Here is an 11,988-nt window from a genome sequence, read left to right as displayed (position 1 = left end):
TCATGGCCGCAATGGCGATAATTCTTGATGGTTTCGACTCACAGCTGATCGGGTTCGCCATCCCCCAATTGATGGAGGAATGGGGTGTCTCCCGCGCCGCGTTTAGCTCGGTATTAGCAGCTGGCCTAATTGGTATGGCTATAGGCATGGCTTGCGGTGGTTGTCTGGCAGACCGCATTGGACGAAGTAGAGTGCTAGCGACCAGCTGTTTGCTATTTGGCACGGCTACTATCCTAATCGGCTTTGCCTCGAACGTTGAGGGCATCACGATTTTGCGTTTTATAGCAGGTTTGGGCATTGGCGCAGCATTGCCTTGCGCTGCCACTCTCACCGCCGAATACACCCCTGCTCGTCAGCGCACAATGGCTATAACCCTGACCATCGTATGCTTCCCTCTCGGCGGGATGATCGCCGGACTTTTTGCTGCTTGGGTTCTATCTCGCCATGGTTGGCAGTGGTTGTTTTGGGTTGGCGGTTCAATGCCCGTATTGTTAAGTTTGCTGCTCTTCGTGTTTCTGCCCGAGTCCCCTCGCTATTTGGCGCGCCACCAACGACGCTGGCCCGAACTTATCCATATTCTAAAACGCATGGGGCACACGATCTCAGAGAGTTCTGAGTTCGCCGACAGTGCAGAACGTCCATCATCTAAGAGGTTAGGCTTTAAAGCTCTGTTTCAGGCGGCTTTCGCGCGGGACACTATCGCCATATGTCTGGCATTTTTCAGCGTCGTGCTATCACTGTATAGCGCTTTCAACTGGCTACCGGCCGTCCTATCGGCCGAGGGCCTGTCAATGGCGCTGGCCAGTCAGGCCCTGGCAGCCCATAACTTGGGGGGTGCTAGGTTCGCTATTTTGCGCCTATGCCATCACCAGATTTGGGTCACGCGTCCCTTTGTTGATCTGTGGGTCCCTAGCCGCCCTGAGCGCTTTTGCGATGTTGGGCCTCGATATCAGTCATAACGCGGGTTTAGTCATTGCCGGCTTTGGCGTCCACGGTTTCTTTGTTAACGCCGTACAGACCTCGCTCTATGGCTTGTGCGCCCATGTCTATCCGACAGAGGTTCGTGCAACTGGCATGGCTACAGCCCTGGCATTCGGCAGGATGGGGGGCATTTTGAGTGCCTTCATTGGAGCGGCTGTAATCACTTTTGGCGGCCTCCCAGGCTTCCTGGTAATGCTCGGCGCCGGCATGGCCGCCGCCGTCATCGCGTTGTTGCTAGTACGCAGTCACCTACCTGGCAAGAAAAGCTCCGCTCGCTTGGCTACTGCCAATGCGCACTAGAGAAGAGAGGTGGCGCCGTTTTTAAATTAATACCCAAAGGGCGACCATTAAAGGTTCGCTCCGAAGAATCGAGGTGAGCCGGAAACTGGCTCACCACCTTCCTGAATGAAAAACAGCCTGCTTCAAGGGAATAAAAATAATGAATCCCGCATACATTCACGCCCGTAAAAAACTGATGTTGGTCATGATCATAATTAGCGCACCCGCGCTCTCTCCCCCGCTAAGGCTGACTTTATCGATGACAGTAAGGCCCGAATTGAAATGCGTAACTTCTACCTCAAACGCGATTTCCGTCAGGACAATGCCCCGCAATCCATCGCCGCTGAATGGGCCCAGAGCTTCACGGCGCGAATCGAGTCTGGCTACACCAATGGCACGTTCGGCTTTGGCCTTGATGCCCTCGGGAAATTGGGGGTCAAGCTCGATTCCAGCCCTGACCGGCGGGGAACCGGTCTGCTGCCATATGGCACCGACAGCCACGAACCGGTCGACGAGTTCAGCACGCTGGGCTTGACCGGCAAATGGCGCGTATCCAAAAGCGTACTGAAAATCGGTACCCTACAACCGCTGCTACCAGTGGCGACCTATAATGACAACCGTATGCTTGCCTCCACTTTCCAGGGCGGCTTGCTGACCAGCCAGGAAATCAGCGGCCTGACGGTCAATACCGGACGTCTGACCAAAACCAATCTGCGCGACTCGTCGAGCAATGACGACATCGGCTACGGCATCGCCAGCAGCGATCACTTCGATTTTGCCGGTGGCAGCTACGCCTTCAACCCGCAACTGAACCTAAGCTACTACTACGGTAAGCTCGATCAGATCTATCGCCAGCAGTTCGTCGGTCTGGTACACACCCAGCCGTTGGGTAATGGTTTCAGCCTACGCAGCGACCTGCGCTACTTCGACAGCCGCGGCGACGGCGCCGAACGCGCCGGGCGCATTGACAACCGCAACTTCAACAGCATGTTCACCTTGGCCCAGGGCGCGCACAAAGTCAGCGCCACCTGGCAGCAGTTGTCCGGAGCCAGCGCCTTCCCGTTTCTCAACGGTGGCGATCCCTACGTGGTCAACTTGGTGACCTACAACACCTACACCCGAGCAGACGAGGACTCCTGGCAACTGCGCTACGACTATGACTTCGCAGCCCAAGGCATTCCCGGCCTGACCTTTATGACCCGTTACACCCACGGCCGTCACGCCAAGACCGCCAGTCTCGATAACGGCACAGAGCGCGAGCGCGACACCGATATCGCGTATGTCATCCAGAGCGGGGTATTAAAGGACGTCAGCATACGCTGGCGCAACGTGACGTTTCGCTCTGGCAATGGCTTGACCACCGCTGTCGATGAGAACCGAATAATCCTCGGTTACACCTTGGCACTATGGTGATCCCTGTCTGGCGCCACCGTTGTTACAGCTCAGAGCGGTACGCAGAAAATGAAGCAGGCGGCCTCATCTGGTCATCTCTGTGCAAAACAGTGATGAGGTGCTGAGCGAGATCAACGTGACACCTCTATGTGGATGTGATGCTGGTGGTGTTTATCGTGACCGCCGCAGTGCTGACCAGCGCCATCCCGATCAACCTGCCCAAGACCGAAACCGTGGCGCCGGTAGAGCAGAAGGATCCGCTGGTGGTAAGCTTTGTCATACCGGCGAGCAAACAACCAGATCACGAAGCGTCATGCACAGAACCTTCGTCCGAGGGGTGCGACGCAATGGTTCTGATGCCAATCGCTCGGGAAGAGCCTACAACCAGCTAATGGATGCTGTGCAAGAAAGCCTTAAGGCGCTGCGCCAGGCTTTCCAGCGTCAGAGTGCTGTAATGCTGACGATCCCATGCGGCATGCAGAGTCACCCCGAGATTCACCTCCGGTGTCCGTGCCGATGCCTGGATCAGCACACCATGTAGCCCGTAGCGCGGCAGATCAGTCACCACTCCCACCCCGCGTCCATTGGCCGCCAATGCCTGAATAATGGGCGATTGGTCGCACTCCTCGACTGAGATATACCGCAACCCTTCGCGCGTCATTGCCAGATCCAGCTCAATCCGACTGACACTGGAGCTGCTAGGCAACAGCAGGGGCTGATCCGCCAATTCAGCAAGCGTAACCCTGCTCATCTTTTTAATGGCCCAAGGATGGTCGCTGTTCACATAGGCTCGAAGCGGCACCAGGCCTAATTGCAAAGTGGCGCAATCTTGCTGCGGAGTGACGGGCGAGACCACCATGTCCATCCCGCTATGCAGCAGTTCGTGCAAACCGAAATGCGACGACTCATGGGTGAGGATCAATGGATCCTCGGCTTTCAACGTGCTGATAAAAGGCGCGATCAGACCGGCGATCGTGGCATAGGTAGCGCCCAAATGCAGGCGCTGGATATGCCCCTTCGACCAGCTCTGTGCCGCAGCTTTTACCGACCGTGCGTTGCTCAACAGTCGTCGCGCCAAAGGCACCAGCTCACGGCCAGCGGGTGTCAGTCGCAGTCGATTGCGTTGATTATCGAACAGCTTGAAGCCTAGTTCGCCTTCGAAACTCTGTATCTGACGACTTAGGGCCGGCTGGGCCATATGCAATTGCGGGGCGGCAGCGGTAACCGTACCAAAATCGACTACGGCGAGAAAACACTCGACACGGCGTAAGTTCATGGCACCTGTACCATTGTGCATTCGAGAAATGAAGCGCAGCTTGATGACCGCGCTCTCAGCGTATCACTCGTTCAGGGACGAACCGCGGTGACTTCTATTTCAACCAGATACCCCGGGTTGGCAAGACCGGCCACCTGAAACACGGAACGAGTCGGCAGGAGGGGTTGTTGTGCAGTGCCGAAAAAGCCGGTGTAGCCCTTCATAAAACCGGCAAAATCCATTTTGCCTTGCTTCGCCGGATCCCCCACCAGGTACACCTGCATTTTCACCACGTCAGCCATGCCCAGACCAAGGCTCTTCAGCGACGTTTCGATACCCTGCAGTACATTTACCGTTTGCGCTTGGGTATCGCCATAGGCGGCGACGGTGTTTTTATCCTGATCGGCATGGATAACCGCGGGCACCGCGCCACTGAAATTCACCAACGTGGAGTTTGCCGGAATCTCAATCGCCAATGCGACCGGAAAATCAGTATTGGGAATTTTGTGGCGGATCAATTCACCGGCATTGGCCTGATCGAGCAGCATAAATAGTCCCAGAGTGGCGCCAAGCGCCTGATGGATAGAGTTAAGAAGCATCGGTTTCCCTCAGTTTTTGTGGTCAGTTCAGCGGCCGGTCAGTGCTTTTACCGTTGCCATGTTTACCGGTTCATTGAATGCATTGCCGTTGTGCGTGCGGATGTAGGTCACTACCGAAGCGATCTGTTCGTCGTCGAGGAAGCTCTTGAAGGCAGGCATACCGCCCTGCCCTTGAGCCACCATGAACACCGGGTAAGCGTCCGCAGACAGCCGCGGATTGTTTGCCAGAGCCGGATAGGCGCCAGCACCCTGCGCACCTTGACCCTTTGCCATGTGACACCCCTGACAGATGGCCTTGAACAGGCCCTCGCCCTCTCGTTGCTCAAAATGTTTGCCCGGAGCGGACACTTGCGGGTCCAGCGCATGCGCGTGCCCACTCGCCAACAAGATCAACAGTAAGGCTGAATAACGTCGTTTCATTTACTGCTCCTCAGACCTTCGCGCTTGCACGGGCGACAATGTGCGCATGCAGACGGGTGATCGCATCCTGTGCTGAAAGGATGGCGCCTTCCTGCCAGGCCGGCAGGTGCGAGACATGCTCCCCGGCCAGGACCAGGCGACCATCGATCTGACACAGATTGTTGTAGTGAGCTTCCCGCGATGCCTCGGTCCACGCTCCATAACACCCATTGCTCCAAGGCACACGATGCCAGCCGACGGCGATGCCGTTGTCAAACTCGGCTGGGTATTGCGGGTGAACTTGAGCGCCGTATTCGACAGCTTTTCTGATGCGCTCTTCAGGTGTCATGGCAGTAAATTCGAAAGCGTTGTTGTTCTCCCAGAGATAGCCACCCAGTAACACGCCTTTGCCACGACTGCCGTAATCGCAATTGGGGTAACCGATCTGCTGCATGGGTGAGTCCGTGTAACTCACACCGCCGTAGATATGTTCGTCCTGTTCCCAGAACCGTCGTTTGAACTGCAAGCCGATTTTCACCGAAGCGTTGTATGGCACCGCGCGAATGGCTGCCTGCATCGGCGCGCCGCAGTCGATCGGGATCTGGCTCAGGATCGACAGCGGCAGCGTGCAAACGCACCAATCCGCCTGCTCCTGCCGGGGCTGGCCACCCTCGCTACTTTCCCAGGTGACAGTCACACCCTGGGCGTTTTGCTGGATGCGGGTAACCTTGGTATTGAACTGGATTACCCCCTGCAGTTCGCGGGCGAACGCCTGGGCAATCATGTCCATCCCTCCCACTGGCTGGAACAGGGTGGTTTGGAATTCATGCAACTGACCGACCATCAGGTACAGCCACATCCCTGACTGCAGCAGCGCCTGACGCTCGATGATTGGCGAGGGCTGGGCTGCCGGCATCAGGCCGCCACCAGCATCCACGGCAAAGCCGCGACGCAGGCTGGTAGTCGTTGACTGGCGGTACTGATTATCGCCATCAAGGCCAGCCCAGACCCGCAGGCTTTCAAGAAGTTTTTGCCGATCTTCGGCCGTAACTTCCTGATCCAGCGCGCCCTGGTTGACGGCTTTGCTCAGCAGCTCGGCAATATGGCCCTGGTAATCGGCCTGGACTTCGCGGTAGCGCTTGGGCTTTCCAGCGAACGCCTGGCTGTTGTGCACGAGCGCATTGTGGTTCACCTGCACGAAGGGCTCGAGCTTGACCTCGAATTTTTTGCAGTAATCCAGAATGGCGTGGTGATGGTAGGGAATTCGCCAAGGCCCCGGGTTGAAATACAGGCCCGGATCGAAGCGGCACTCCTGGACGGCCCCCCAATTCGGTGAAGCGATCACCGCCACGCAAGGTCCAGCAACGGCCTCCGGCCTTGGCGTTATATTCCAGGACTTTGACCTTGTAACCGGCCTGGCGCAGCTCATACGCAGCCGTCATGCCCGCGAGACCAGCACCCAGGACCAGCACTGTCGAACCTTTCGGTGCCTGGCTCAGCTTAAAATCCCCGCATAGGTCGACTCGCCGGCAAAGCTCAAGGCGCTCATGGCCTGGTACATTGCGGCAGCACCGGCCGTATTGCCTATCCACCGCAGCAGCGTGCGGCGTGTCACTTTGGCTTGATCGATCATCACGACTTGCCCCCCAAACCCGCGATCAGCGGATAGTTGAGAATGAACTCGACATGGGCCCGCACACCGGTTTTGAGCGTGGCATCGTCAACGGTAAAAAACGGGCTGTGGTTGACGGGTACTTTGAGCATGTCCTGGTCCGGAGAAGTTGCTCCGAGGAACACGAACAGCGCAGGGACCTTGCTCGCGTAATGGGCGAAGTCCTCACTCGCGGGAGAGAAGTTCGGGGTGAGTTTAGCGTTGCCATCAGCGGCCTTTTTCATCGAGGCCGCCATCATGCGAGTCAGGCGCTTATCGTTCATCAGCACCGGCGCGTACTCCGCGAGTTCGACTTTGGCGGTAACCCCATTAGCCTGGGCAACATGTTCGATCATCGGCGGCAATTGACTGAGGATGCCGTCGCGGATCTCATTGTTGTTGGTGCGCACCGTGCCCAGCATCGACAAGGTTTCCGGGATGATATTGCCGACCGTCCCGCCGTTGATTGCACCAATTGTAACGACGCCCATGCCTTGACTCAGGTCTGCGCGACGGCTGATGAGCGTCTGCATGGCAGTGATCATTTGCGCACCGGCAACTACCGGATCCGCGCCTTTCCATGGCATAGATCCATGCACCTGGCGTCCGGTTACGGTAATGCGCAGGCCATCGGCACTGTTCAGGGTCGGCCCAGGTTTATAGCGGATGTGTCCGCTCGGCAGCCCGGCCATGACGTGCAAACCAAAGATGGCGTCGACTTTCGGATTGTCCAGCACGCCCTCGGCGATCATTTTTCGTGCGCCGATTTCGGCGCCCTGGGTGAAGTTGTCGATGTTCGCGCCACCCTCCTCCGCTGGCTGAAACACGAACACCACGGTACCCGCAATCTGCTCCCGGTGATCGGCCAACAGCTTCGCCGCCCCCAGTAACATTGCGGTATGGGCATCGTGCCCACAGGCATGCATCACTGGGACTTCTTTGCCCTGATATTGCGCTCGTGCCGTGCTCGCGAAGGCCAGACCTGCAGGTTCTTGCACTGGCAATGCGTCCATGTCCGCGCGCAAGGCCATTACCGGTCCTGGCTTGCCACCTTTGAGAACACCAATAACTCCGGTGTTAGCGACGCCAGTCCGGACATCAATGCCAAGCGACTGGAGGCGATCAGCGACCAGCTTGGACGTCTTAAATTCCTGGTTGCCGAGCTCGGGGTGCTGGTGGATTTTGTGCCGCAGTGCGATGACCGCCGGCTCTTCCAGCAAGGCGGCGGCCTTGACCCAGTCATCGGGCACGCTGGCTTGTGCAGCGCTGGTGAGTGCAGCGGCCAGCATTGAAACGAACAGCAGTGGATAGATGGATTTCATGAAAACTCTCTTTAACGAACAGGCACACCTCTCCCGCCCTTGGCGAAACCTAGAGAAGCCGTACGTGTTGAAAAAAGGGTAATTGGCGTGCTGCCAATTACCCCGAGGAAAACTCAGTCAGGCTGATGGCGAGTTACGAATAACGTGATGACCGGTGGCACTCAGCGAAATGGCGGCGATGAGGCTGAGGAGCAGCGCTGGCCCCCATGACTTGCCATCCGACAACATCAGGAACCCAGTGGCCAGAGCCGGCATGAACCCTGCGATCAGGCCGGAAAGGTTGGCCGACAACCCCAGACCGCTGTAATGCAAGTGCGCGGGAAACAGCCGAGTCAGGACATTGCCGATGGGGGCGTAGGCCACGGTTGATAACCCAAGGCCGAGGATCATCGCAAGGTTGATGTACATGGGTTCACGGGTATCAACCAGCCAGAAGATCGGAAAAGCCAGGGCCAGGGTGATGATGTAGCCGATGATCACCGTTTGCGTCGAGCCAATGCGATCCGCCAACTTGCCGGACACCACGAGGGTGATCATTTGCATGACCGCTCCACAGGTCAGCGCCGTGAGGATGACGTGGCTGGGCAAGTTCAGCGTCTTGGTGACATAGCTGATCATGAACGCGGTGATGATGAAGAAACCGGCATTGCAATACAGGTAGGTGGCGATGCCCAGCACGAGCCGTCCAGGAACCTGGCGGAACAGTTCGAGCACCGGCATTTTCTCGGTTTTGTTCTCACTGGCCAGACGTTGGAAAGCCGGAGTCTCTTCGACTTTCCAGCGCAACCAAAGCGCTACGGCAACCAATACGATGGACACCGCAAACGGCACGCGCCACGCCCATTCCAGGAACGCATCACCTGGCAAAGAAGCGGCCAGGGCGACGGCACCTGACGACAGTAAGGTGCCCGTCGGCGAACCCAGCTGCACAATGGCAGCGTACAAGCCGCGCTTTTTCGGTGGTGCGTACTCGATCGCCAACAATGTCGCGCCGCCCCATTCACCACCGGCAGCAATACCCTGTACGGCACGCAGGATAGTCAGCAAAATCGGGGCGACGATACCGGCCGTGGCGTAGGTCGGCAAAAAGCCGATCATGGTCGTGGCCAATCCCATCATCATCACGGTGATGACCAATGCGCTGCGACGCCCATATTTGTCACCGATATGCCCAAAAATCACTGCTCCCAGGGGGCGGGCAGCAAAACCAACGCCGAAACTTAAGAATGCTCCCATGATCGAGATAGCCGGGACGTCACCAGGGAAAAACAGCGGCGCAAATACGATCGCCGCCACGGTGCCGAACAGGAAAAAGTCGTACCACTCCAGGGCAGTACCGATATAGGCCGCGATCACGATTTTGCGTGTCTGCGCCGCATCGAGACTCACCGGGATAGATCCCGCCTCGTCAGTCGATCGCACAGGGAGTGTGGTGGATTTCATTCGTACTCCGTTTTTCTTAGCTGTTATAGGTTTTTTCGAGCGGCGTCGCTTCAGAAAAATTTTGAACGGCACGTTGACTATCAGGCGAAATTCTTCAAGGTTGCCTTCGATCTGATTTTCACTCGCGCGATGCCAGGCGTATCCGCTGAGTAGGTTGACCCCTTTCAGCTGTCCGGACTGGACGACATAACTGACGAAGGTTCCAACTTCGTAGTGGCTTTCATCACTCTGCTTGAGGACGGAGGAATAGATGCCGTTGCGGCCGCCATCATAGTCAGTGCCATCAATGCCCCACCCCTTGATGTACCAGAGAATGGTCTTGAAGCCCGGGACGCCGTACGCCGTGAAATCGTTGCTGTAGTTGACTTGGAATGAGCGTTCATTGGGCCCGTTGTAATACGAGAGCATTGTGTTCGGCAGATTGATCGCATTGGATTCGGCCACATAGTCGAAATATTCATCCCCCTTGATCTGCTGCAGTCCGACTTTCAACGTATGGTTCTTGTAGGTCGGGGTAATGCTCAGGCCATACGCCTGCTGGTCAATGGTTCCCGCCACTTCCCGGCCGCTGGACTGGGTGTTGTAGAAGTCGAACTGGACATCTGTGGTGATCTCGCCCCACTTGAATTTCTGTCCCAGCCCAAGGTATTCGCGGTCCCAGATGTCTTCGAAACGCGAGGCATAAGCGCTGGCGCGCCAGCCATTACTGGCCAGGTAGTCGGCACCGGCGTAAGCGACCCAGTCACTGGTGACCAGCCGTGAGCCGAAACTGGGAGTCAAGTCCTGGCTGCCGGCACCGGTTCGCGGGGTTGCCTGGTCGAAGTACCCGGATTTGATCGTCAAGCCTGCAATGTCGTGACTTTCCAGCGAGACCCCGTCGAATGCCGCAGGCAGAGTTCGGGTGTCGGAATACCCCATTACGGGAGTCTTGACCTGGTGTCTGCCGACTTTAAGCACCGTGTCGGACACCTTGAATTTCAATGCCGCGACACCGACCTTGCTCCAGTCATCAACTACATTGCCATCCTTGTCGACTAGCAAACGGTTGCTACCACCTGCGGTCGCCAGCTTGCTGCGCTCCAGTGCAACGGCAGCATAGGCCGACAGATCAATGCCAAAACCGAGCATGCCTTGGGTAAACCCAGACACGTAGTCGAGCTTGAAGCCTTCCAGCCAAGCTGTCCGGTCCCTAACGGGCCTGCGTCCTTCAGAGGTCTGGGCGGAAAAGTAGGTGTCCTTTCTGCCGATTTCGTGCGAGTACCACATTCGGGTATTGAGTATCAGCGAACTGTCCTCGACAAAGCCGGTTTCCTTGGCCTGAACTCCCATAGAACCTAGAAAAAGAGCGGCCGCGAGCGACCCGGCCACCTGAGGTGCCGAACGAACCTTATGCATAACTGAACGCCTTATAATTTTTGTGATGGCAGGCAGAAACTTGGACTTAAGCGTTTTTTTGTTTTTTATTGGGCGTGGTTGAGGCCGCACCAGCGTGCGATGAACACGGCTAGAACCTTTGTGACATCCATCATGCTGTCGATCGAAACCCATTCGTCAATGCCGTGAATGGAGCCGCCGACAGGGCCGTAACACGTTGCGGGAATCCCACCGTACAAGTTGAAAAACCGCGCGTCGGTGGCGCCCTCGAACGTCACCAGGGGGATTGCTTCACCGATCACATCGGCATAGGTTTTTTGTAGCGAGGTGATCACAGGCTGGTTCATATCGATCTCACAACCCTGCGCCTGAAATCCGCCATAAGTGACGTGGTACTGAGCAGACAGATGAACCGGATGCGCCAGGAACAATGCTTCGAGTCGAGCTTCGACCTCAGCCTTGATCTGCTCCACGGTTTTTTCCGGATAAAACCCAATGCGGATATCCAGACGGCACATCGACGGTACTGAAGACGTCCATTCACCACCCTGGATCTTGCCTAAATTGAAGTTGATCGGTTTAGGATGGTGGCTGTAGCAGTGATGCCGGCTTGCAGGCTCGTTCCACTCGCTTTCAAGTGTTTTGAGGCCGGCGAACATCGCCAATGCAAAATCTACCGCGCTACTGCCCTGCGTCGCTTGGGCCGCATGTGCTGGTTTGCCGCTAATTTCCAGGGACAACCAGAGCACGCCCATCTGGCACGTCATCAAACCTGCGGTCGGCTCGGTAATAATGGCAGCGTCGGCAGTGTGTCCGGCGACCAGGCAGGCTAACGCGCCATTCCCAGTGCATTCTTCTTCAATCACCGACTGCAGAATGACCTTGGCTGCCGGCTCGTAGCCCAGTCGCTTCAACGCCTTGAACGCCATGATGTAGCTGACGATGCCGGCTTTCATGTCCGAAGCGCCGCGGCCAATCAGCTTGTCGCCGTCGACCCATGGCTGGAAAGGCGGCCGGGCCCATAGTCGCTCATCCCCTACTGGAACCACGTCTATATGGCCATTGAAAATAATCGACTTGCCCTGCACCACTGATGGCCGATGCGTGCCGATCACGTTGACTCGACCATCGTAGGAAACCAGCGATGGCGAGTACCCTGGGTGATCCTTGATTTGGCTTTCGTCGATCGTCAGCGCCTGAACTTCAAGTTCGAGGTCATCGGCGAACACTCTTTCCATTACGCTCTGCGCCGATTGTTCTTCACCCATCAGAGAGGCGTGGGATACCAGCTCG

11 protein-coding genes and 2 pseudogenes are annotated in these 11,988 nt (G+C 56.9%); 4 read left to right on the top strand and 9 right to left on the bottom strand.

Annotated elements, in window-relative coordinates; genetic code table 11:
• The 4 genes and pseudogenes from JFT80_RS18100 to JFT80_RS18085 all read left to right on the top strand — a co-directional run.
• The coding region (locus JFT80_RS18100) for an MFS transporter (RefSeq protein ID WP_201148796.1) at positions 1-959 on the top strand (959 nt) is incomplete at its 5' end.
• Positions 892-1,281: an MFS transporter gene (locus JFT80_RS18095; RefSeq protein ID WP_307833111.1), complete on the top strand. Its 390-nt coding sequence runs from the start codon at positions 892-894 to the stop codon at positions 1,279-1,281. The genes JFT80_RS18100 and JFT80_RS18095, both read left to right, overlap by 68 nt.
• A 261-nt stretch (positions 1,282-1,542) precedes the next feature.
• The gene (locus JFT80_RS18090; protein ID WP_201148794.1) at positions 1,543-2,673 is read left to right on the top strand and encodes an OprD family porin; all 1,131 of its coding nucleotides are present in this window, start codon (positions 1,543-1,545) and stop codon (positions 2,671-2,673) included.
• 67 nt (positions 2,674-2,740) lie between these two features.
• Positions 2,741-2,924, top strand: a pseudogene (locus JFT80_RS18085) (biopolymer transporter ExbD); the annotation flags it as partial.
• 116 nt (positions 2,925-3,040) lie between these two features.
• Here the strand turns inward: JFT80_RS18085 and JFT80_RS18080 are convergent.
• The 9 genes and pseudogenes from JFT80_RS18080 to JFT80_RS18050 all read right to left on the bottom strand — a co-directional run.
• Entirely contained in the window at positions 3,041-3,928 is an 888-nt protein-coding gene (locus tag JFT80_RS18080; RefSeq protein WP_201148793.1) for a LysR family transcriptional regulator, read from the bottom strand.
• Positions 3,929-3,999: 71 nt separating this feature from the next.
• Positions 4,000-4,455, bottom strand: a complete 456-nt coding sequence (locus JFT80_RS18075) for a RidA family protein (RefSeq protein ID WP_242482985.1) — start codon at positions 4,453-4,455, stop codon at positions 4,000-4,002.
• A gap of 78 nt (positions 4,456-4,533) precedes the next feature.
• Positions 4,534-4,926: a cytochrome c gene (locus JFT80_RS18070; protein WP_201148791.1), complete on the bottom strand. Its 393-nt coding sequence runs from the start codon at positions 4,924-4,926 to the stop codon at positions 4,534-4,536.
• A gap of 10 nt (positions 4,927-4,936) precedes the next feature.
• Positions 4,937-6,256: a flavin monoamine oxidase family protein gene (locus tag JFT80_RS18065; protein ID WP_307833110.1), complete on the bottom strand. Its 1,320-nt coding sequence runs from the start codon at positions 6,254-6,256 to the stop codon at positions 4,937-4,939.
• A gap of 40 nt (positions 6,257-6,296) precedes the next feature.
• Positions 6,297-6,347 (bottom strand): annotated as a pseudogene (locus JFT80_RS24915) (hypothetical protein); the annotation flags it as partial.
• 53 nt (positions 6,348-6,400) lie between these two features.
• A complete protein-coding gene (locus JFT80_RS24510) occupies positions 6,401-6,538 on the bottom strand; it encodes a hypothetical protein (protein WP_242482984.1) in 138 nt (45 codons plus the stop codon).
• On the bottom strand, positions 6,538-7,878 hold the full coding sequence (locus tag JFT80_RS18060) for an amidohydrolase (RefSeq protein WP_242482983.1): 1,341 nt from the start codon (positions 7,876-7,878) through the stop codon (positions 6,538-6,540). The genes JFT80_RS24510 and JFT80_RS18060 overlap by 1 nt, the downstream gene beginning before the upstream one ends.
• A 117-nt stretch (positions 7,879-7,995) precedes the next feature.
• The gene (locus tag JFT80_RS18055; RefSeq protein ID WP_201148790.1) at positions 7,996-10,869 is read right to left on the bottom strand and encodes an OprD family outer membrane porin; all 2,874 of its coding nucleotides are present in this window, start codon (positions 10,867-10,869) and stop codon (positions 7,996-7,998) included.
• Positions 10,782-11,988, bottom strand: a 1,207-nt coding sequence (locus JFT80_RS18050) for an ArgE/DapE family deacylase (RefSeq protein WP_201148789.1), incomplete at its 5' end; no start/stop codon positions are given. The genes JFT80_RS18050 and JFT80_RS18055, both read right to left, overlap by 88 nt.

The sequence above is a fragment of the Pseudomonas sp. TH10 genome (assembly GCF_016651255.1).
Taxonomy (GTDB): Bacteria; Pseudomonadota; Gammaproteobacteria; order Pseudomonadales; family Pseudomonadaceae; genus Aquipseudomonas.
This window is presented reverse-complemented; position numbering and strand designations above follow the sequence as displayed.